This is a genomic window from Streptomyces malachitofuscus (genome assembly GCF_055571035.1).
In genome coordinates this window covers 186,637-205,894 of sequence record NZ_JBVIGA010000006.1, presented here as the reverse complement: position 1 = coordinate 205,894, position 19,258 = coordinate 186,637, and the positions used below count along the sequence as shown (strand labels likewise).

23 protein-coding genes are annotated in these 19,258 nt (G+C 70.8%); 10 read left to right on the top strand and 13 right to left on the bottom strand.

The window, feature by feature from the left end; translation table 11 throughout:
- From ACZ44S_RS11275 to ACZ44S_RS11260, 4 genes are all read right to left on the bottom strand, one after another.
- On the bottom strand, positions 1-561 hold the full coding sequence (locus ACZ44S_RS11275; protein ID WP_466927101.1) for a Clp protease N-terminal domain-containing protein: 561 nt from the start codon (positions 559-561) through the stop codon (positions 1-3).
- Complete coding sequence (locus ACZ44S_RS11270) at positions 561-770, bottom strand: helix-turn-helix domain-containing protein (protein ID WP_466927098.1); 210 nt, start codon at positions 768-770, stop codon at positions 561-563. The genes ACZ44S_RS11275 and ACZ44S_RS11270 overlap by 1 nt, the downstream gene beginning before the upstream one ends.
- Before the next feature lie 100 nt (positions 771-870).
- Entirely contained in the window at positions 871-1,836 is a 966-nt protein-coding gene (locus ACZ44S_RS11265) for a zinc-binding dehydrogenase (RefSeq protein ID WP_466927095.1), read from the bottom strand.
- Positions 1,837-1,964: 128 nt separating this feature from the next.
- Entirely contained in the window at positions 1,965-3,203 is a 1,239-nt protein-coding gene (locus ACZ44S_RS11260; RefSeq protein ID WP_466927092.1) for an NAD(P)-dependent malic enzyme, read from the bottom strand.
- Between the two features lie 580 nt (positions 3,204-3,783).
- Here ACZ44S_RS11260 and ACZ44S_RS11255 point away from each other — a divergent pair.
- From ACZ44S_RS11255 to ACZ44S_RS11245, 3 genes are read left to right on the top strand one after another with little or no spacing between them, the layout of a single operon-like run.
- The gene (locus ACZ44S_RS11255) at positions 3,784-4,746 is read left to right on the top strand and encodes an ABC transporter substrate-binding protein (RefSeq protein ID WP_466927090.1); all 963 of its coding nucleotides are present in this window, start codon (positions 3,784-3,786) and stop codon (positions 4,744-4,746) included.
- 28 nt (positions 4,747-4,774) lie between these two features.
- A complete protein-coding gene (locus tag ACZ44S_RS11250; protein WP_466927089.1) occupies positions 4,775-5,704 on the top strand; it encodes an amino acid ABC transporter permease in 930 nt (309 codons plus the stop codon).
- Positions 5,701-6,501 carry an amino acid ABC transporter ATP-binding protein gene (locus ACZ44S_RS11245; protein WP_466927086.1) on the top strand — a complete coding sequence of 267 codons (801 nt, stop codon included), beginning with the start codon at positions 5,701-5,703 and terminating at the stop codon, positions 6,499-6,501. Before ACZ44S_RS11250 ends, ACZ44S_RS11245 begins: the two co-directional genes overlap by 4 nt.
- Before the next feature lie 63 nt (positions 6,502-6,564).
- Here the strand turns inward: ACZ44S_RS11245 and ACZ44S_RS11240 are convergent, their stop codons facing one another.
- Positions 6,565-7,335 carry a class I SAM-dependent methyltransferase gene (locus ACZ44S_RS11240; RefSeq protein ID WP_466927083.1) on the bottom strand — a complete coding sequence of 257 codons (771 nt, stop codon included), beginning with the start codon at positions 7,333-7,335 and terminating at the stop codon, positions 6,565-6,567.
- A 99-nt stretch (positions 7,336-7,434) separates the two neighbouring features.
- Between ACZ44S_RS11240 and ACZ44S_RS11235 the strand changes: the two genes are divergently transcribed.
- On the top strand, positions 7,435-8,085 hold the full coding sequence (locus ACZ44S_RS11235; protein WP_466927080.1) for a CGNR zinc finger domain-containing protein: 651 nt from the start codon (positions 7,435-7,437) through the stop codon (positions 8,083-8,085).
- Here the strand turns inward: ACZ44S_RS11235 and sodX are convergent.
- On the bottom strand, positions 7,968-8,402 hold the full coding sequence (sodX, locus tag ACZ44S_RS11230) for a nickel-type superoxide dismutase maturation protease (RefSeq protein ID WP_466927078.1): 435 nt from the start codon (positions 8,400-8,402) through the stop codon (positions 7,968-7,970). The genes ACZ44S_RS11235 and sodX overlap by 118 nt on opposite strands.
- A 147-nt stretch (positions 8,403-8,549) precedes the next feature.
- Here sodX and sodN point away from each other — a divergent pair, with 147 nt between their 5' ends.
- The 4 genes from sodN (at position 8,550) to ACZ44S_RS11210 (ending at position 10,709) form a co-directional block, all read left to right on the top strand.
- Entirely contained in the window at positions 8,550-8,945 is a 396-nt protein-coding gene (gene sodN / locus ACZ44S_RS11225) for a superoxide dismutase, Ni (protein ID WP_255952223.1), read from the top strand.
- A 166-nt stretch (positions 8,946-9,111) separates the two neighbouring features.
- A complete protein-coding gene (locus ACZ44S_RS11220) occupies positions 9,112-9,534 on the top strand; it encodes a helix-turn-helix transcriptional regulator (protein WP_466927074.1) in 423 nt (140 codons plus the stop codon).
- 9 nt (positions 9,535-9,543) lie between these two features.
- A complete protein-coding gene (locus ACZ44S_RS11215; protein WP_466927072.1) occupies positions 9,544-9,969 on the top strand; it encodes a VOC family protein in 426 nt (141 codons plus the stop codon).
- Positions 9,966-10,709: a VOC family protein gene (locus ACZ44S_RS11210; RefSeq protein ID WP_466927069.1), complete on the top strand. Its 744-nt coding sequence runs from the start codon at positions 9,966-9,968 to the stop codon at positions 10,707-10,709. The genes ACZ44S_RS11215 and ACZ44S_RS11210 overlap by 4 nt, the downstream gene beginning before the upstream one ends.
- Here ACZ44S_RS11210 and ACZ44S_RS11205 read toward each other — a convergent pair whose 3' ends face one another.
- From ACZ44S_RS11205 to ACZ44S_RS11180, 6 genes are all read right to left on the bottom strand, one after another.
- Positions 10,710-10,979 carry a hypothetical protein gene (locus ACZ44S_RS11205; protein WP_466927067.1) on the bottom strand — a complete coding sequence of 90 codons (270 nt, stop codon included), beginning with the start codon at positions 10,977-10,979 and terminating at the stop codon, positions 10,710-10,712.
- 9 nt (positions 10,980-10,988) lie between these two features.
- Positions 10,989-11,204: a hypothetical protein gene (locus tag ACZ44S_RS11200; protein ID WP_466927064.1), complete on the bottom strand. Its 216-nt coding sequence runs from the start codon at positions 11,202-11,204 to the stop codon at positions 10,989-10,991.
- Between the two features lie 26 nt (positions 11,205-11,230).
- Positions 11,231-11,815, bottom strand: a complete 585-nt coding sequence (locus ACZ44S_RS11195) for a dihydrofolate reductase family protein (protein WP_466927482.1) — start codon at positions 11,813-11,815, stop codon at positions 11,231-11,233.
- Positions 11,816-12,247: 432 nt separating this feature from the next.
- Positions 12,248-12,898 (bottom strand): GNAT family N-acetyltransferase, encoded by a 651-nt coding sequence (locus ACZ44S_RS11190; RefSeq protein WP_466927062.1) that lies wholly within the window; start codon positions 12,896-12,898, stop codon positions 12,248-12,250.
- A gap of 191 nt (positions 12,899-13,089) precedes the next feature.
- Positions 13,090-14,199, bottom strand: a complete 1,110-nt coding sequence (locus ACZ44S_RS11185) for a family 2 encapsulin nanocompartment cargo protein polyprenyl transferase (protein WP_466927059.1) — start codon at positions 14,197-14,199, stop codon at positions 13,090-13,092.
- A gap of 133 nt (positions 14,200-14,332) precedes the next feature.
- Positions 14,333-15,742: a family 2B encapsulin nanocompartment shell protein gene (locus ACZ44S_RS11180; protein ID WP_466927057.1), complete on the bottom strand. Its 1,410-nt coding sequence runs from the start codon at positions 15,740-15,742 to the stop codon at positions 14,333-14,335.
- 294 nt (positions 15,743-16,036) lie between these two features.
- On the opposite strand from ACZ44S_RS11180, the gene ACZ44S_RS11175 reads away from it, so the two are divergent.
- Together ACZ44S_RS11175 and ACZ44S_RS11170 are read left to right on the top strand one after the other, a co-directional pair.
- Positions 16,037-16,627 carry an N-acetylmuramoyl-L-alanine amidase gene (locus ACZ44S_RS11175; RefSeq protein ID WP_466927055.1) on the top strand — a complete coding sequence of 197 codons (591 nt, stop codon included), beginning with the start codon at positions 16,037-16,039 and terminating at the stop codon, positions 16,625-16,627.
- Between the two features lie 74 nt (positions 16,628-16,701).
- The gene (locus tag ACZ44S_RS11170) at positions 16,702-17,622 is read left to right on the top strand and encodes a 1-aminocyclopropane-1-carboxylate deaminase/D-cysteine desulfhydrase (RefSeq protein WP_466927053.1); all 921 of its coding nucleotides are present in this window, start codon (positions 16,702-16,704) and stop codon (positions 17,620-17,622) included.
- Between the two features lie 19 nt (positions 17,623-17,641).
- Here ACZ44S_RS11170 and ACZ44S_RS11165 read toward each other — a convergent pair whose 3' ends face one another.
- Positions 17,642-19,234, bottom strand: coding sequence for a Na+/H+ antiporter (locus tag ACZ44S_RS11165; RefSeq protein ID WP_466927050.1), 1,593 nt, complete (start codon positions 19,232-19,234; stop codon positions 17,642-17,644).
- Between the last annotated feature and the right edge of the window lie 24 nt (positions 19,235-19,258).

Sequence of the window (19,258 nt, the reverse complement as noted above, 5' to 3'; positions counted from 1 at the left end):
TCAGCCCGCCTTGGCCTGTCCGCCGTTGCCGTAGAGCACCCGCGTCACGGACTCGTACGTCACCCCGTGGTCGGCGAGGACCTCGGCGGGGACGCCGGGGCGGACGGTGAGGGCGAGCAGGATGTGCTCGTCGCCGATGTGACGGTCCCTGCGGGCGGTGGCGGCGCGCAGGGCCCCGGTCAGGACGTCCTTGGCCCCCTGCTCGAAGGGACGGTGCCCCGGCCACCGGACACCGTCCTTCCCGCCGCGGGACAGGGCGTCGGCCCCGTGCGCCTCCTCCACCCGGGCGACGACCTCCGGCACGTCGATCCCCAGCCCGGCGAGGGCGTCGGTCTCGGCCTGGGTCAGTCCGCCCCGCCGCCGCGCCTGTTCCAGCGCCGCCCGGACCGGCTCCCGCCGCTCGGCGAGTACGCTCAGCGCGAAGGAGGCCCTGCTTCCCTCACTGTCGAGCAGGGCCAGCAGCAGATGCTCGGTGCCCACGCTGTGCGCACCCGCCCGCTGCGCCTGGGCGACCGCCCCCTTCACCACATCCCTGGCGTCCTGCTTGAACCGCTCGAACATCACTGCCTCCCGTACTTCTTGTGCACGGCCTGCCTGCTGTCCCCGAGCTCGGTGGCGATCTCCTGCCACGACCAGCCCTGCCGACGCGCTTGGCGCACCTGCACGGTCTCCAGTCGCTCCAGCAGCCGGCGCAGCGCGGCGACGGCCCGCAGGCCGACCCGCGGGTCGCCGTCGCCCGCCCGCTCGGCGAGGTCGGTTGCATCAGTCATATTGTCAACGTACATTGACATACCACTGACGTCAACTCCGGTTGACATGCCGACGGCCGGCCCGGAGACCCGGACCGGCCGTCGACGCGCTTCCCGCTCCTCAGGAACCGGTGAGCACGATCTTCCCGAACTGCCCCCCGGCCTCCATCCGTTCGAAGCCCTCCCGGGCGCGGTCCATCGGCAGCACCTCGTCGATGACGGGACGCACCCCCGTGGCGGCGCAGAAGGAGAGCAGGTCCTCCAGTTCGTCCTTGGTCCCCATCGTCGAACCGACGATCCTGAGCTCCAGGAAGAAGACGCGGGTCAGCTCGGCGTGCGAGGGGCGGTCACCGCTGGTGGCTCCGGAGATCACCAGCGTGCCGCCGGGGCGCAGCGACTTCACGGAGTGGGACCAGGTGGCGGCGCCCACCGTCTCGATGACGGCGTCGACCCGCTGCGGCAGCCGCGCCCCGGGCTCCACCGCCTCCACGGCGCCGAGCTCCAGCGCCCGCTTGCGCTTGGCCTCGTCCCGGCTGGTGGCGAAGACCCGCAGCCCCGCGGCCTTGCCGAGCACGATGGCGGCGGTCGCGACACCGCCCCCGGCGCCCTGCACCAGTACGGAGTCACCGGGCCGGACCCCGGCATTGGTGAACAGCATCCGGTAAGCCGTCAGCCAGGCGGTCGGCAGACAGGCGGCCTCCTCGAAGGAGAGCTCCTTCGGCTTGGGCAGGATGTTCCAGGTGGGTACGGCGACCTGCCCGGCGAAGGTGCCCTGGTAGCGCTCGGTCAGGATGGACCGCGGCTCCTTGGGCCCCACTCCGTGACCGCTCTGTCCGATCACCGAGTGCAGGACGACCTCGTTGCCGTCCGCGTCGACACCGGCGGCGTCGCAGCCGAGGATCATCGGCAGCTTGTCCTCCGCGAGGCCGACGCCCCGCAGGGACCAGAGGTCATGGTGGTTGAGGGAGGCGGCCTTGACCGTGACGGTGCTCCAGCCGGGCCGGGCCTCGGGAGCGGGGCGCTCCCCCAGCTCCAGACCGTTGAGCGGCTGGTCGCGGTCGATTCGGGCGGCGTAGACAGCGAACATGACCTTGACGATAGGTTCCCCGCCCCGCCGGGGGAACCGGGCCCCGCTGTGACACACACCCTCTTGCCACGCGCCAACGCCGTCGGCCCCGTCCGCGGGGACGGGGCCGACGGGGAAGCCTGTGCGCCTCAGCGGCGGGCGACACCCTCCGCCCGGGCGGCCGCGGCCACGGCCGCCGTCACCGCGGGGGCGACCCGCTCGTCGAACGGGGACGGGATGACGTAGTCGGCGGCGAGATCGTCGCCGACCACCGAGGCCAGCGCCTCGGCCGCCGCCAGCTTCATCCCCTCGGTGATCCGGGAGGCCCGCACCTGCAGGGCACCCGCGAAGATCCCGGGGAAGGCCAGCACGTTGTTGATCTGGTTCGGGAAGTCCGACCGCCCGGTGGCCACGACGGCCGCGTACTTGTGCGCGACCTCCGGGTGCACCTCGGGGTCGGGGTTGGCCATGGCGAAGACGAACGCGCCCTCGGCCATCGACGCCACCGCCGACTCCGGCACCGTGCCGCCGGAGACACCGATGAACACGTCGGCCCCGGCCAGCGCCGACTCCAGCGGCCCCGAGAGACCGGCCTTGTTGGTGAACGACGCCAGCTCCGCCTTGATCGGCGTGAGGTCGTCGCGGTCGCGCGACACGACGCCCTTGCGGTCGGCCACGGCGACATCCCCGATGCCGGCCTCCACCAGCATCTTGGCGATGGCGACGCCCGCGGCGCCCGCGCCCGAGATCACGGCCCGCAGCTCGCCCAGCGTGCGCCCGCTCAGCCGCGCCGCGTTCCGCAGCGCCGCCAGCGACACGACCGCCGTGCCGTGCTGGTCGTCGTGGAAGACCGGGATGTCCAGCCGCTCCTGCAGCCGGCGCTCGATCTCGAAGCACCGGGGTGCCGAAATGTCCTCCAGGTTCACTCCGCCGAAGGACGGCGCGAGCCGGACCACGGTCTCGACGATCTCGTCGACGTCGGTGCAGGCGAGGGCGATCGGCACCGCGTCCACACCGCCGAACTGCTTGAAGAGGATGGCCTTGCCCTCCATCACCGGGAGGGACGCCTCGGGACCGATGCCCCCGAGGCCGAGCACGGCCGTACCGTCCGTCACGACGGCGACGACCTGCGACTTCCACGTGTAGTCGTGGACGAGTTCCGGCTGCTCGGCGATCGCGCTGCACACCTTCGCGACCCCGGGCGTGTAAGCCAGGGACAGATCGTCCTTGTCGCGGACCGGCACGGTGGCCTGCACAGCCATCTTGCCGCCGCGGTGCAGCGCGAACGCCGGGTCGAAGGAGTCGAGGGGCTCTGCCCCGCTCTCGTGCTCCGTAAGACCGTTCCGGCTTTCGCTGTCGCTGCGAGGATTGACAATCTCCGCTGCCACTTGGTTTTACCCCTTAATTGTTCATGGTTTGAGGGTTGCCACTCCTGGTGAGGGGTGGGCGGGACCGCGCAAGGCCCGGAGGGTTGATGCGTTCGGGCCAAACACGACGGGCGCGCCGCACACGCGCCCTGAGCCCCGGATGAGGGGTGTAAAGAACCTTCTTACCGGACGGACGCCGTCGGCGACGAGTCCATAACGCGAAGGTCACATGCCGACACCCTGAACCATCGCCTGATAACAGGACAAGGCCTCGAGGAACTCCCAGCAAGCCCACAATCACAGCAAAGGCCACGGCGGCCACGGCCATAGCACGGGTCCAGCCGAAGATCTTCCGGCCAGAATGGAGGATTCCCGCAACCTGTCCGGCCATGGTGGAGCGGATTGGGCCGGTTCGAGTGCCACCTGTTATCCGATTTTGACATCGCCGCCCCCCTGAGTGGCGCAGTCCGAATGGCAAGATGCGGTAATCACACGAGGTCGCGACACTCGAAGGCGTGTGCTCTCGTCGACCCGCGGCGATGCCGTCCAGGCAGTCGCCGGCCCCATCGGCAACTCCACCCATCCGCCGGAGGAACCCACCATGACCGCAAGCACCACCCGTCGTACCACCGCCGCACGCTCCCGGATTGCAGCGGTCGGCGCGATCGCGGTCGCAGGCGCACTGATTCTCACCGGCTGCGGTGACCAGACGGACAAGAGCAGCAGCGACAGCAACACCGCCGACTCGTCCAACGCGCCGCTCGCCGACAAGCTCCCGGCCGACATCCGCAAGGCGGGCGTCATCAAGGTGGGCTCCGACATCGCGTACCCGCCGGTCGAGTTCATGAAGGACGGCAAGGCCGTCGGCATCGACCCCGACATCGCCGAGGCCCTCGGCAAGCAGCTCGGGGTGAAGTTCGACTTCCAGAACGGCAAGTTCGACCAGCTCATCGTGGGTCTGCAGTCCGACCGCTTCAACGTGATCATGTCCGCGATGAACGACACCAAGGACCGCCAGAACGGCATCGACTCGGACACCGGCAAGAAGGCCGGCGACGGCATCGACTTCGTCGACTACTTCACCGCCGGTACGTCGATCCTCGTTCAGAAGGGCAACCCCAAGGGCATCAAGTCCCTGGACGACCTCTGCGGCCAGGTGGTCGCGCTGCAGCGCGGCACCACCTCCGAGGGCATCGCCAACGCGCAGAACAAGAAGTGCACCGACGACGGCAAGCCCGCCATCAAGCTGCAGACCTACGACACCGACCCCGAGGCGCTGCTGCGTCTGAAGCAGGGCGCGTCCGTCGCCGACCTCAACGACTTCCCGGTCGCGGCCTACAACGCCAAGACCTCGGGCGGCGGCAAGGACTTCGAGGTCGTCGGCGAGCAGATCGAGGCCGGCCCGTACGGCATCGGCGTCAGCAAGCAGGACACCCAGCTGCGGGACGCCCTCCAGGCGGCCATGAACGCCATCATCGAGAACGGCGAGTACACCAAGATCCTCGAGAAGTGGAACGTCACGGACGGTGCGGTGACCGAGGCGAAGATCAACGGCGGTTCCTGAACCTCGGCAACACTGAAGGGCAGTCGCTGTGACAGACACGGTGGACAAGACTCCGGCGCCATCGGTGCCGCCGGAGCAGATCAAGGCGATCCCGGTGCGCCACTACGGCCGCTGGGTGGCCGGCGCGGTGGTCATCGCCATCCTGGTGCTGATCGGGATCGCCTTCTCGAACGCCAACATCAACTACGGCATCATCCCCGACTACCTCACGGACGGGACGATCCTGTCCGGCGCCTGGCACACGCTGTACATCTCCGTGCTGGCCATGGTGCTGGGTCTCGTCCTGGGCGTGATCCTCGCGGTCATGCGGATGTCGTCCAACCCGGTCACCAGCACGGTGGCCTACTTCTACGTCTGGTTCTTCCGCGGCACGCCGGTCCTGGTCCAGCTGCTCATCTGGTACAACATCGCGCTGGTGTTCCCCGTCCTCAACCTGGGGTTCTACAAGGACGAGATGAACCAGGTGATGACGCCGTTCCTGGCGGCACTGCTGGGTCTGGGCCTCAACGAGGCCGCGTACATGTCCGAGATCGTCCGCGCGGGCATCCAGTCCGTCGACGAGGGGCAGACGGAGGCGTCCCACGCCCTGGGCATGACCCAGTCCAAGACGCTGCGCCGGGTGGTGCTGCCGCAGGCGATGCGGGTGATCGTGCCGCCGACGGGCAACGAGTTCATCAACATGCTCAAGACCTCGTCGCTCGCCTACGCGGTGCAGTTCAACGAGCTCATCAAGCGGTCCACCGACGTCTCCAGCACCTCGCTGGCGGTGGTCGAGATGTACTTCGTGGCGTCCATCTGGTACCTGGCCCTCACCAGCGTCTTCAGCGTCGGCCAGTACTACCTGGAGCGCCGTTACGCCCGCGGTTCGACGCGTAACCTGCCGCCGACGCCGCTGCAGCGCCTGAAGAAGAACCTCCGCCTGTTCAACTCCTTCGGCCGCCCGGAGGTGACCCGATGAGCAAGATCAGCAAGGACGTCGTGAGCGTCCCGAGCGGTCAGCCGATGGTCAAGGCGGAGGGCGTGCACAAGTCCTTCGGTCTCGCGCACATCCTCAAGGGCATCGACCTGGAGGTGAACGCGCGGGAGGTGTTCTGCCTGATCGGCCCGTCCGGTTCCGGCAAGTCCACGTTCCTGCGGTGCATCAACCATCTGGAGAAGATCAGCGCCGGGCGGCTGTCCGTCGACGGTGAACTGGTCGGCTACCGGCAGAAGGGCGACAAGCTCTACGAGCTCAAGGAGAAGGAGGTCGCGGCGCAGCGGCGGGACATCGGCATGGTGTTCCAGCGCTTCAACCTCTTCCCCCACATGACGGCGCTGGAGAACGTCATGGAGGCTCCGGTCCAGGTCAAGCGGGAGACCAAGGCCGTGGCCCGGGAGCGTGCGGAGCGGCTGCTGGACCGGGTCGGTCTCGGCGACCGCCGGGGCCACTACCCCGCCCAGCTCTCCGGCGGTCAGCAGCAGCGCGTCGCCATCGCCCGGGCGCTGGCGATGCAGCCCAAGCTGATGCTCTTCGACGAGCCCACCTCGGCGCTCGACCCGGAGCTCGTCGGCGAGGTCCTCGACGTCATGCGCGACCTCGCCGAGGACGGCATGACGATGATCGTCGTCACCCATGAGATGGGCTTCGCCCGGGAGGTGGGCGACTCGCTGGTGTTCATGGACGACGGCGTGGTGGTCGAGTCCGGCCACCCGCGCGAGGTGCTCACCAACCCGCAGCACGACCGCACCAAGTCGTTCCTGTCCAAGGTGCTCTGACCGCGGTCCCGCGCACGGCGAGGGGGCGGTACGGATCTTCCGTACCGCCCCTTCGTCCGTGTGCTACTTCAGCGCCAGCAGCAGGGTGTCCGACGGCGAGCACCACACCGGCCGTGCCTCGCCGAACCCCTTCTCGCGCAGCACGCGCGCGTGCCACGCCGCCGACGGCATGTCGCCGTCCGCGTGCTCGCCGTAGATCTCGAACCGGCGGGCCGTCGGTCCGGCGAGGACCGGGTCCTTCGCGGCGAGCTGCCACCACTGTGCCCAGTCCAGGGCGCCGTCCGACGTGGCCTGATCCATACGGGCGTGCCGCTGGGACCGCTCCGCCGCGTTGATCCGGGGCGTCGAGTCGTCGATCATGTGGTCCGCGTTCATGAAGACACCGCCGTCGCGGACCAGGCCCGCGATGTGCCCGTAGAGGTCCGCGAGGGGTTCCCGGTGCAGCCAGTGCAGGGCCGTCGCGGTCAGGACGGCGTCGTAGGAGCCGTACGGCAGCTCCCGCGTCCACGCGGGGTCCTTGAGGTCGGAGGTGACGAACGAGACCCGCTCGTCGCCCGCGAAGGTGCCCTCGGCGATCGCGAGCAGCGCCGGGTCGAGATCGACGCCGGTGCTGGTGGCGTCCGGGAAGTGGGCGAGCAGCCGGGCGGTGATGCTGCCGGTGCCGCAGGCCAGGTCCAGCACGCGCGGGGCGGTGCCGACGAGCGCCTCGACCATGTCCAGCATGACCCGGAACCGCTCCTCGCGGTCGGGCATGTACCACTCCTGCTGCCGGTCCCAGCTCTCCTGCCAGGCGTGCCAGTCGGCGCCGGCCGTGGTGGTGTGCGCGTCCGTCATGAAGCCCTCCCTCGCCTACGTCACGTAATACCCTTGCAGCACGACCGTCTGTTACCCGACCGCATGCACGACCATAGAGCCCTTGCGTAAGGACTACAAGTGGAACTGGCCTATTACTCGGACTATGCCGTACGCCTCGTCAACACCGAGGAACCGGCCCGGGGGAAGGACACGCTGACCTCGGTCGAGGCCGTCCGCGACCTGTTCGGCGCGAACCAGTCGGCCGCCCGGCGCGCCACCGAGGCCGATGTGACGCGGTTCCGCTCGGTCCGGGCCAGGCTCCGCTCGGTGTTCGAGGCGGCGGACGGCGGCGACGAGACACTCGCCGTCGACCTGCTGAACTCGCTGCTGCTGGAGTTCCCCGTCAGCCCGCAGGTCTCCGGCCACGACTTCCGCGACGACGACGGCCGCCCGCTGTGGCACATGCACCTGGCCGACCACCCCTCCAACGCGACCGCCGGCTACGCCGCCATCGCCGCGATGGGCCTCGCCTTCCACCTCACGGAGTACGGCGTGGACCGACTCGGCCTGTGCCAGGCGGCGCCCTGCCGCAACGCCTACCTGGACACCTCGACCAACCGCTCCCGCCGCTACTGCTCCGACCGCTGCGCCACCCGTGCCAACGTGGCCGCCTACCGGGCGCGCAAACGCCTGGAGGCCGACCGGCCGGAGAGCACGGGCCGCGCCGCCGACAACGCCCAGGCCACCACCGCCAGCGGCGACCGCCGCTCGGAACTGCGCGGCCGGTAACGGAAGCGGACCCGGCCGAGCACCAGTTCGTCGGGCACCACCCCGTAGTCGGTGCTGTCCCCGCCCGCGTACGCGTTGTCCCCGAGCACCCACCAGCCGCCGTCGCGCCGCTCGGCGGCCCGCTTGACGACCAGCAGGTCCTGCTGGAACGGATGCCGCAGCACGATGACGTCACCGCGCCTGACACGGGCGCCGTAGTGCACCAGGAGCCGATCCCCGTGGTGCAGCGTGGGCACCATGGACGGCCCGGTCACCTCGGCCACCCCGAAGGGCAGCGGCGCCCTCGCCCGCTCGGCGTCCTGCGACAGCTCCGGCATCTCCCGGCACCTCCCCGGTTCCATCCTCCACCAGTCTCAGTCTGACCCCGGACTTTTGTCCTAAGCCCGTGGGGGCACCCGCGAAAAGCCGTCCGTCACGGAGTAATGTCCAGTGTGAGAAGACGATCACGAGGAAGGAAACGCTCCATGCTTTCCCGCCTGTTTGCCCCCAAGGTCAAGGTCAGCGCCCACTGCGACCTGCCCTGCGGCGTGTACGACCCGGCCCAGGCCCGCATCGAGGCGGAGTCGGTGAAGGCCGTCCAGGAGAAGATGGCCGGCAACGACGACCCGCACTTCCAGACCCGCGCCACGGTCATCAAGGAGCAGCGCGCCGAGCTGGCGAAGCACCACGTCTCCGTGCTGTGGAGCGACTACTTCAAGCCCCCGCACTTCGAGAAGTACCCGGAGCTGCACCAGCTGGTCAACGACACCCTGAAGGCCCTGTCGGCCGCCAAGGGCTCCACGGACCCGGCCACCGGCCAGAAGGCCCTGGACTACATCGCCCAGATCGACAAGATCTTCTGGGAGACCAAGAAGGCCTGACCCTTCACGCCTTCCGACCTGCGATTCCTCACGTTCTGCAGCGTCTCCCCCCACCGCACCCGGCCCCCGCGGACCGCCTCCCACGGCGTCCATGGCGGGCCGGGTGCGGCCCTTTTCCGGTCCTGCGGGAGCTCATGGACGGGGCGGGCCATGGGATGCTGGGCGGATGGAGCTGGAGGATCTGGTGCGGCTGCGGCGGGCCCGGGACCGGATGGACCGGGAGTACGCCGAGCCGCTCGACATCACGGAGCTCGCGCGGACCGCGCTGATGTCGGCCGGCCACTTCCAGCGCAGCTTCCGCGCGGCGTACGGGCAGACGCCGTACGCCTATCTCATGACCCGGCGCATCGAGCGGGCCAAGGCGCTGCTGCGGCGGGGCGACCTCTCGGTGACCGAGGTGTGTCTGGCGGTCGGCTGCACCTCGCTCGGCTCGTTCAGCTCGCGCTTCACCGAGCTGGTCGGAGAGACACCGAGCGCGTACCGGGCCCGGTCGCACGACGAGAGCGCGGTCATCCCGCCGTGTGTCGCGCGGACGTACACGCGCCCGGTCCGGGGCCGCCCCCGGGTCAACCCGAGCGAGACCTTCTAGCGTGGGCGTATGGATACAGGAACGGACGTGAAACTCGCCCAGTGCTTCATCGCCGTCGACGATCACGACAAGGCACTGGCCTTCTACTGTGACGTCCTGGGGCTCGAGGTCCGCAACGACGTGGGGTTCGAGGGGATGCGGTGGGTGACGGTCGCCTCGCCGGAGCAGGACGTGGAGATCGTGCTGGAGCCGCCCGCGGCGAACCCGGACGCCTCCCCCGGTGACAAGCAGGCGATGGCGGAGCTGCTGGCCAAGGGCATGCTGCGCGGCGTCAACTTCACCACCACCGACTGCGACGCCCTCTACGAGCGAGTGCTGGCCGCCGGCGGGGACGTACTCCAGGAGCCCACGGACCAGCCGTACGGGGTGCGCGACTGCGCGTTCCGCGACCCCGCGGGGAACATGCTGCGCTTCATGGAACGCCCGGGACGGTGAGCGTCCGCTGGACGTACGCCTTCATCGACCGGCCGGCCGCGGTGGCCGACCGGGCCGGAGACTTCTGGACGGCCGTCACGGGGACCCGGCTGTCCGAACCCACGGGTGACGACGGGGAGTTCGCGGTCCTGACGGCGGAGGGCGCCGACGCCTGCGTGGGGATGCAGCGCATCCGGTCCGGGGAGGGCGGCGTGCACCTCGACTTCTCCGTGGACGACATCGCGGGGTTCGCCTCGGCGGCGCGACGCCTGGGCGCGGAGACGGTCACCGAGCAGGAAGGGCTCCGCGTACTGCGGTCGCCCGCGGGGCAGTTGTTCTGCGCGGTGTCCTGGCAGGGGGAGTCGGTCCGGCCACCCGTCGTGGACGGCAGCCGGCTGGACCAGGTGTGCCTCGACGTGCCGCCGTCCCGCCACGAGGCCGAAGTCGCCTTCTGGAGCGGTCTGCTGAGCGAGTGGGACTCCGTGCCCGGCACCCTGCCCGAGTTCCATGTGGTGAAGCCGCCGGCCGGGCTGCCGGTACGCATCCTGCTCCAGCGCATGGCGGAGGAAGGCCCGGTGTCCGCACACCTGGATCTCGCCTGCGCCGACATCACAACGGTCAGGGCGCGGCACGAGGGGCTCGGGGCCGTGTTCGTGGCCGCGTTCGACCACTGGACGGTGATGCGGGACCCCACTGGTGGCGTCTACTGCCTCACCGGCCGCGACCCGGAGACGGGTGGCGTGCGGCGTCCGCCCAACTAGTCAGTCGGTGATGACGAGGCAGGCGGTGGCCACCAGCCCGTCCTCGACGCCCGGCGGGATCTCGGGAGGGGGACAGCGCGTTTCCCAGTCCGACGGGAGGCCGGGAGTGGGACTGGGCCGGGCGTCCTCCCAGCCGATCGGTGACGGCGGCTCGGCGGCGTCCCGCAGCCACAGCGTCAGCCCTCCGCCGAGGACGACGGCGGCCGTCCAGATGCCGATGACCCACCGCGTCCATAACGGGCGGCGGCGTCCGTCTCCCCTGCTCTCCATGCCGCAACGCTAGCGTGCCGTGGGGGCCTCGCCCTCGGTGGTCTCCGCGGACCCCGGAGGCACCGTGCCGGCTACGGCTTCATGGTCCGGGCACTTCTCGCACTCCCGGTTGCGGCATGGGCCGTGCACCCATACCGGGACCCAAGCGCCCAGCGTCTTGTGGCGCCGGACGACCGTCTCCACGGGCTGTCCGCAGGCGGGACAGACCGGTTGTTCGCTGCCCATGCCTTCAGGGTAGGCCCGGTGGCGGGTCAGCGCTTCCTGCTGTACGTCCGCACCACGACGCCGTTGCCGAACGTACGCACCGACTCCAGTGCGAAGTCCGTGATCGAGAAGCCGGCCTCGAACATCGGCATACCGGACCCCTGCACGATGGGGTACGTCTTGATGATCATTTCGTCGATCTCGTCGACCAGCGCGCCGGCGAGCTTGGCACCGCCGCACAGATAGATGTCGTGCGCGCTGTCCTCCGCCTTCAGCGCGCGCACCCGGCCGACCAGGTCGTCCGCGATGATCTCGACGTTCGGGTCGGGCGACTCCCCCAGTGTGCGGGAGGCGACGTATTCGCGCAGGTGTGCGTAGGGGCTGGTGATTCCCTCCTTGAGGGCCAGGTCGTAGCTGGCCCGGCCCTGGATGATCGTGTCGAACCGCTTGTTCGGCAGATCGTCCAGACCGAGCGGGCGGCGGCCGTGGGTGGGCAGGGTCTCCGGGTATTCCGTCGCGAGGAACTCCAAGAGCTCCTCGTCGACCAGGGAGATCATGGCCGACGCGTCGCCCTCCGGGTCACCGATGAAGCCGTCGATGGAGCAGGCGATGAAGTACGTGAGCTTTCGCAACGCGGTCTCTTCCCGTAGGTGGCACTCGTTTGAACAACTCCAGTTGTAGTACTTCATGCGTAGTGGTTGCAAGGGATTATCGGAACCGGGGCACAAGTGAGCAGCGAGGCTCCGGATGCTGCCCGGGCGGGGCACGCCCGGCCGCTGTCCGACGGGCAGTCCGCGGGAGGCGAGCGTGAGGAACAGGGCCGCCACCGTGACGGCGGCGGTGCCGCCCACGGCCGCCAGGGCGCCCGGCAGCCACCACACCGTGGCCACCATCAGTCCGCTCCGGCGCGCAGATCGGCGAGGGCCGGCAGGTACCGGACACAGCCGGCGCCGGTCACCGCCGCGCACCCCAGGGCGAGCACCGGCTGCGGCACGGCTCACCTCTCCGTCTCGAGCGCCGCGATCTCCTCCGGCCGGGGCGGCCGGACGTCCCCCGCCGAGGTATCAGCTCCGCGGGCCGGTCCGTGAGGTGGCGGGCGTGGCACGGGGCTCGCGCCACATGGGCCACATGGACGGACCGTCCGGAAGAGCAAGGGGCTCACCGGCCGCCTCGAAGCCGAGACGTGCGTACAGCAGGCGGCTGCGCTCGCTGCTCGCCTCGAGATACACCGCCCGCCCCTCCCGGTCGCAGCGCTCGAGGACGGAACCGATCAGCGCGGTGCCGAGCCCTTCGCCCTGCCGGCCGGGAACGACCCCGATCATCCACAGGTACTCATGGGCCCGGCCCGAGGGGTGGATACCGGCCGTGAGCCGCCCGATCAGCTCGACGCGCTCGTTGTCCGGGTCGACGGCCTCGCGCATCCGCACGAAGTCGTCGCCGTGCTCCTCGTCGGGGTGCCGGTCGTCGTGACCGGGGTCGTCCGCCGGTACGGACATCCACAGCGCGCAGGCCGAGCCGTCCTCGGTGATGTCGACCCGCCCGTCGGCGAGGACGACATCGGTGAAGGCCGCCATGAGCCGGTGATGCGTGGTGCGGCGGTACTCCTCGCCGGGGAAGACCCAGCCACTGACCGGGTCGTCCTGGAACGCCTGGTCGAGAAGCCGGACTATCAGCTCCCGGTCGTCGTCCCCAGCCGTCCGGATCGCCACTCCCATGTCCGCCCCTTCGTCCCAACCGTCGTTTTCCGTACGGGCGTTGACCCTATCGGGGGACGGTCTTGGGGAGGGCGGGCCCCGCACATCGTGGGGAAGTGCGGGACCCGCCGGCCGGAGCCACACGTGCCGCGCGGGTCAGGGTCCGCGCGGCTCGACGTGGCACCGGGGACACGGGGACGGCCGACGGGCCGTCAGGTGTTGCGCCGGGTCACGAACTCGGCCAGCGCCAGCAGCCCGCCCGCCGCCTCCGGGTCGGGCACCGCGCGGGCCACCTCCTGCATCGCCCGGGCCATCCGGTCGGCCGCCTGGGTCTGCGCCCAGTCACGGCCGCCCGCCCGCTCCACGATCCGCGCGATGTGTTCCAGGGTCTCCTTCCGGTGCGGAACGGCGTACAGCGCGGCGAGTTCCGCGGCCGCCGGCGTGCCGGACGTGAGCGCGGCGACCACCGGCAGTGACTTCTTGCGGGCGGCCAGATCCGCGCCGGCGGGCTTGCCGGTGCGGCGGGGGTCGCCCCATATGCCGATCACGTCGTCGATGAGCTGGAAGGCCAGCCCGGCCGCCCGGCCGAACGCGTCCATCGCCGCCACCTCCGCGTCCCCGGCGTCCGCGTACAGCGCCCCGATCGCGCAGGCGCAGCCGAGCAGCGCGCCGGTCTTGGCCTCGGCCATGGCGAGCGTCTCGGCGAGGGTGACCTCGCCGGGGGCGCTCCGCTCCATAGCCGTGTCCGCGTGCTGGCCCGCGCACAGTTCGATCACGCAGTCCGCGAGCCGGGCCACCGCCGCCCTGCCCGCCGGATGGGGGTCCTCGGCGAGCAGTCGCAGCGCGAGCGCCTGAAGGGCGTCCCCGGCGAGGATCGCGTCGGTGTCCCCGAAGACCGTCCAGACGGTGGGCCGGTGGCGGCGGGTGGTGTCCCGGTCCATCACGTCGTCGTGCAACAGCGTGAAGTTGTGGACCAGTTCCACGGCCGCCGCCGCCCGTACGGCCGCCGCGCGGGCCGCGGGACCGCCCGTCGCGGAGGCCGCGGCGAGCACCAGAGCGGGGCGGATCGCCTTGCCCGAGCCTCCCTGGGCCGGAGTGCCGTCCGCGTGTTCCCAGCCGAAGTGGTAGAGCGCGATCCGGCGCATCGGGTCGGGCAGCGAGCCGATGGCCGCCCGCAGCACCGGGTCGACCGCCGCCCGCGCCCGCTCCAGCAGTATCGTCGCCTCGTGTCCGTCACCGGGGCGCGGCTCCGGCTCCGTCGTGGCCCTGGTCGTGCGCTCCGTCGTACGCCCCGTCTTCGGCTCCGTGATGGACTCCGTCATCGGCTTCCCCCTGGGTACGACTCGGTGGAGGAGCGGAGGGATGGCGCTTCCGCACCCGTCGAACACGTACGTCCGAGGTGTACCCGCCCGGACGGGCGGGGACACGGCATGCGGCGAGGGAGCTCGCGAGCGGTCACCGCCAGCGGCCGATCTCGACGTTCTCCAGGACGCCGAGCGCGTCCGGTACCAGGACCGCGGCCGAGTAATAGGCCGTGACCAGGTACTTGATGATGGCCTGTTCGTTGATGCCCATGAAGCGCACGGACAGACTCGGCTCGATCTCGTCGGGGATGCCGGCGGCCCGCAGACCGATGACGCCCTGCTCCTCCTCTCCCGTTCGCAGGGCGATGACGGAGGTCGTCCGGGCGTCGGTCACCGGGATCTTGTTGCACGGGAAGATGGGCACGCCACGCCAGGTGGGAATGCGGTTGCCGCCCATGTCGACGGTCTCCGGGACCAGGCCCCGCTTGTTGAGCTCGCGGCCGAACGCGGCGATCGCGCGCGGGTGGGCGAGCAGCAGCCGGGTCCCGCGGCGCCTGCTGAGCAGCTCGTCCATGTCGTCGGGGCCCGGTACGCCGTCGTGCGGCTGGATCCGCTGGTCGTACTCGCAGTTGTGGAGCAGGCCGAAGTCGCGGTTGTTGACCAGTTCGTGCTCCTGGCGCTCCTTCAGCGCCTCCACGGTCAGCCGGATCTGCTGTTCCGTCTGGTTCATGGGCTGGTTGTAGAGGTCGGCCACGCGGGTGTGGATGCGCAGCACGGTCTGGGCGACGCTGAGTTCGTACTCGCGCGGCCTGGCCTCGTAGTCGACGAAGGTGTGCGGGATGTCCGGCTCGCCGCTGTGCCCGGCCGCGAGGTCGATCTCCTTCTCGCCGTACTTGTTGGTGCGCTGCCCGGGGACGGAGACCCTCCGGCTGCTCAGGTGCTCACGCAGGGTGTCCGACCGCTCGGCGACCTGTTCGACGGCCTCGCGGGGCAGCACCAGCACGGTGCACGCGGTGAGGGTGCGGGCCGTGTACTCCCAGATCGCGTCCTCACCCATCAGGGCCTGCTCGCCGAAGTAGGCGCCGTCGGCGAGGACGCCGAGGGACTCGTCGTCACCGTAGGGGCCGGTGCCGACCCGCTCCACCCTGCCGTGCGCCAGGAGGTACACCTCGTCGGCCGGGCTGCCGAAGGAGGCGATCACCTGGCCGGCCCCGATCTCCCGTTGGCGGCAGCGAGAGGCCAGTTCGGCCAGCACCTCCTCGTCCTCGTACGACCTCAGCGCCGGCAGCTCGCCCAGCTCCGCCGGGATGATCTCGACGCGGTCGCCGGTCTTCACGAACGTCATCCGGCCATCACCCACGGCGTAGGTCAGGCGGCGGTTGACCCGGTACGTACCGCCCTGCACATCGACCCAGGGCAGCATGCGCAGCAGCCAGCGTGAGCTGATCTCCTGCATCTGCGGCACGGACTTGGTCGTGGTGGCCAGGTTCCGCGCGGCGGCCGTACCGAGACTCTGCTGCTGCCTGGCCTGCTCCGTGCGGACCTCTTCGCCTACCGACATAGAGAACTGCCCTCCCCAATGGTGATCGAAAGCCCGGCCGCGCCGGGCATCGCTCTGCGTGATCAAGCGTTCCTCACCCAGCGTGCCCGCGCCATTACCCGATCGAGCGGGGTTGGATCTTGGGAGGGCTGGGCACACATGGGGCGCCGCCGAACGGCGCCATGGCGGAAGGAAGTTGTCCGGATCGGCTCGCACAGGGCCCGAACGAGTAGTTGAACTCCGTCCTTTTAGGTATAGGCCATGTACCAGGCGGTCGCGGACGGCGGCCGCCGTCCTGCACGAAGGAGGGCGGTCATGGCCCCACCCATGTCCGCAAGCGCGTTCCTGCGCGCTCTGAAGGCGGAGGGCCTCAAGGTCGTCGAGGTCGGCGACTGGCGCGACCACAACCGGAACCACAAGGGCCCCTGGGGCCCGGTGCACGGCGTGATGATCCACCACACGGTGACCAAGGGCAGCGCCAGAACGGTGGAGATCTGCCGCAAGGGCTACGAGGGTCTGCCGGGGCCGCTGTGCCACGGCGTGATCACCAAGGACGGCCGGGTCCACCTCGTCGGCTACGGCCGGGCCAACCACGCGGGGCTCGGCGACGACGACGTACTGCGCGCGGTGATCGCCGAGCGGAGCCTGCCGCCGGACAACGAGGCGAACACCGACGGCAACCGGCACTTCTACGGCTTCGAGTGCGAGAACCTCGGCGACGGCGAGGACCCCTGGCCGGCGGCCCAGCTGGAGGCGATCGAGAAGGCAGCGGCCGCGGTCTGCCGCCACCACGGCTGGAACGAGCGGTCCGTCATCGGGCACCGGGAGTGGCAGCCGGGGAAGGTGGACCCGCGCGGGTTCTCGATGACGTCGATGAGGAATCGGATCGGCGACCGGCTGAGGTGAGGCCCCGCCGGCGGCGCCGGACGCCGTGCCGGCCGCCGGTGCGGGGTGCGTGAGCGACAGGGGACAATGGCCCCGTGACCAGCTCCGACGCCCCCGGCTCCGACGCCCTCGCGGGCCTGCGGCCGCGGCTGCCCTCGCCGCTGCGGGAGGTCACGGACGAGCGGTTCGGCCGGCGCGGGGTCCGGCTCCTGCTGAAGCGGGACGATCTGATCCACCCGGAGCTGGTCGGCAACAAGTGGCGCAAGCTCGCGCCGAACCTCGCGGCGGCGGCCGGGCGGACCGTGCTCACCTTCGGCGGTGCCTACTCCAACCATCTGCGGGCCACGGCCGCCGCCGGCCGGCTGCTCGGCCTGCCCACGGTCGGCGTGGTGCGCGGCGAGGAACTCGCCGGCCGCCCGCTCAATCCGTCGCTGGCCCGCTGCGCGGCCGACGGCATGCGGCTGCACTTCGTCGAACGGTCGGCGTACCGCCGCAAGAGCGACCCGCAGACCCTGGCCGCCGTCCTGCGCGCGGCGGACGCCGTGGACGCGTACGTGGTGCCCGAGGGCGGCAGCAACTCCGCCGCGGTGCGCGGCTGCCGGGCCCTCGGCGAGGAACTCGCCGGTCACGCGGACGTGGCCGCCGTAGCCTGCGGCACCGGCGGCACGCTCGCGGGGCTGGCCGCCGGGGCCGGAGCCGGCATGCGCGTGCTGGGCATACCGGTCCTCAGGGGCGGCTTCCTGGCCGACGAGATACGGGCCCTGCAGACCGGGGCGTTCGGGGGTCCGCGCGGCGACTGGAGCCTCGACGACCGCTTCCACTTCGGCGGCTACGCGCGCACCACGCCCGAACTCGCGGCGTTCGCCGAGGACTTCGAGCACCGTCACGGTGTCCCCGTGGAACGCGTCTATGTCGCCAAACTGCTTTACGCCCTTGTCGCCCTGGCCGAGGAGAACGCCTTCCCGCGCGGGAGCACGGTCACCGCGGTGATCACAGGCCGGCCGTTCCCCGCGTGACACCCTCGAACGACAGGCCTCAGGTCGTCTCCCGGTACGCCGCCGCTTCCTCCAGGTCCAGGCGGCGCAGCAGGGTCCGGAGCATTTCGTCGTCGATGTAGCGGGCGTCGCGCAGCGTGACGAACACGTCTCGCTCCGCGCCGATCACCTGCCGGGACAGCCGCCGGTAGGTGTCGTCGACCGACTCCCCGGTGACGGGGTTGACCTGGCCGAGCCGTTCCCAGACGGCGTTGCGGCGGCGTTCCAGGACGGAGCGCAGGCGGTCGGCGAGCGGTCCCGGCAGGGCGTTGCGCTCGTCGGAGAGGAGCTCGTCGAGGCGTTGCTCGGCGGCTCTGGAGGCCTGCGCCTGGGCGTTGGCCTCCGCCAGGGTCTCGGCGCGCGTGTCGCGCCCCGGGAGCTTCAGCAGGCGGATCAGCGGGGGCAGTGTCAGGCCCTGCACGACCAGGGTGCCGATGACGGTGGTGAAGGTCAGGAAGAGCAGCAGGTTGCGGTGCGGGAAGTCCTCGCCCTCGGCGGTGAGGGGGATCGAGAAGGCGATGGCCAGCGAGACCACACCGCGCATGCCTGCCCACGCGATCACGAACGGGCCCTTCCAGCCGGGTTTCCCCTCGCGTTCGCGGATCCTCGCCGAGAGCATCGGCGGCAGCCAGGTCGCCGGGTACACCCAGAGGAACCGTACGGCGACGACCACCACGAAGACGACGAGGGCATACCAGGCGGAGTCCGCGCCCGCGTGCGGGCCGAGCCCTCCGAGGACGACGGGCAGTTGCAGCCCGATCAGCGCGAACACCGCGGACTCCAGGACGAACGCGACCATCTTCCACACCGCCTCCTCCTGGAGCCGGGTGGCGAAGTCGACCTCCGACGCGCGGTGCCCCAGGTAGAGGGCGACGACCACGACGGCGATCACACCGGAGGCGTGCACCTGCTCGGCGGTGGCGTACGCGACGAACGGGATCAGCAGGGAGAGCGTGTTCTGCAGCAGCGCCTCCTTCACATGAACGCGCAGCCAGTGCAACGGTGCCATCAGCACCAGGCCGACGGCCGCCCCGCCGACCGCCGCGAGCAGGAACTCCCCCACTCCCCCGGCCCAGGTCGCGCCCTCGCCGACGGCCGCCGCCAAGGCCACCCGGAACGCGGTGATCGCTGTGGCGTCGTTCAGCAAGGACTCGCCCTGGAGGATGGTGGTGATCCGGGACGGCAGGCCCACCCGGCGGGCCACCGCCGTCGCCGCGACCGCGTCCGGCGGGGCCACCACGGCGCCGAACACCAGCGCCGCGGTCAGCGGCAGCGCGGGCACCAGGAGATACAGCACCCAGCCGACGGCGAAGGTCGCGAACAGCACGTACCCCACGGACAGCAGCGCCACCGGCCGCAGCTGCGCCCGCAGATCGAGGTAGGAGCTCTCGGTCGCCGCCGTGTACAGCAGCGGCGGCAGGATGAGCGGCAGCACGATGTGCGGGTCGAGGGTGTACTCGGGCACACCCGGGAGATAGCTGACCGCCAGGCCGGCCGCGACCAGCAGCAGCGGCGCCGGTACCGGAGTGCGCCGGGCGGCGGCCGCGACCGCGGCACTGCCCGCCACCAGCAGCAGAAGGGGCATCACATCCATGTCCGGCCCACCCTCGTTTTTCCG

What these genes read in the sequence shown, in the direction of transcription:
- ACZ44S_RS11275 (WP_466927101.1), bottom strand. Translation starts at nt 561, where the DNA reads ATGTTCGAGCGGTTCAAGCAGGACGCCAGGGATGTGGTGAAGGGGGCG.
- ACZ44S_RS11270 (WP_466927098.1), bottom strand. Translation starts at nt 770, where the DNA reads ATGACTGATGCAACCGACCTCGCCGAGCGGGCGGGCGACGGCGACCCG.
- ACZ44S_RS11265 (WP_466927095.1), bottom strand. Translation starts at nt 1,836, where the DNA reads ATGTTCGCTGTCTACGCCGCCCGAATCGACCGCGACCAGCCGCTCAAC.
- ACZ44S_RS11255 (WP_466927090.1), top strand. Translation starts at nt 3,784, where the DNA reads ATGACCGCAAGCACCACCCGTCGTACCACCGCCGCACGCTCCCGGATT.
- ACZ44S_RS11245 (WP_466927086.1), top strand. Translation starts at nt 5,701, where the DNA reads ATGAGCAAGATCAGCAAGGACGTCGTGAGCGTCCCGAGCGGTCAGCCG.
- ACZ44S_RS11240 (WP_466927083.1), bottom strand. Translation starts at nt 7,335, where the DNA reads ATGACGGACGCGCACACCACCACGGCCGGCGCCGACTGGCACGCCTGG.
- sodX (WP_466927078.1), bottom strand. Translation starts at nt 8,402, where the DNA reads ATGCCGGAGCTGTCGCAGGACGCCGAGCGGGCGAGGGCGCCGCTGCCC.
- sodN (WP_255952223.1), top strand. Translation starts at nt 8,550, where the DNA reads ATGCTTTCCCGCCTGTTTGCCCCCAAGGTCAAGGTCAGCGCCCACTGC.
- ACZ44S_RS11220 (WP_466927074.1), top strand. Translation starts at nt 9,112, where the DNA reads ATGGAGCTGGAGGATCTGGTGCGGCTGCGGCGGGCCCGGGACCGGATG.
- ACZ44S_RS11215 (WP_466927072.1), top strand. Translation starts at nt 9,544, where the DNA reads ATGGATACAGGAACGGACGTGAAACTCGCCCAGTGCTTCATCGCCGTC.
- ACZ44S_RS11205 (WP_466927067.1), bottom strand. Translation starts at nt 10,979, where the DNA reads ATGGAGAGCAGGGGAGACGGACGCCGCCGCCCGTTATGGACGCGGTGG.
- ACZ44S_RS11200 (WP_466927064.1), bottom strand. Translation starts at nt 11,204, where the DNA reads ATGGGCAGCGAACAACCGGTCTGTCCCGCCTGCGGACAGCCCGTGGAG.
- ACZ44S_RS11190 (WP_466927062.1), bottom strand. Translation starts at nt 12,898, where the DNA reads ATGGGAGTGGCGATCCGGACGGCTGGGGACGACGACCGGGAGCTGATA.
- ACZ44S_RS11185 (WP_466927059.1), bottom strand. Translation starts at nt 14,199, where the DNA reads ATGACGGAGTCCATCACGGAGCCGAAGACGGGGCGTACGACGGAGCGC.
- ACZ44S_RS11180 (WP_466927057.1), bottom strand. Translation starts at nt 15,742, where the DNA reads ATGTCGGTAGGCGAAGAGGTCCGCACGGAGCAGGCCAGGCAGCAGCAG.
- ACZ44S_RS11175 (WP_466927055.1), top strand. Translation starts at nt 16,037, where the DNA reads ATGGCCCCACCCATGTCCGCAAGCGCGTTCCTGCGCGCTCTGAAGGCG.
- ACZ44S_RS11165 (WP_466927050.1), bottom strand. Translation starts at nt 19,234, where the DNA reads ATGGATGTGATGCCCCTTCTGCTGCTGGTGGCGGGCAGTGCCGCGGTC.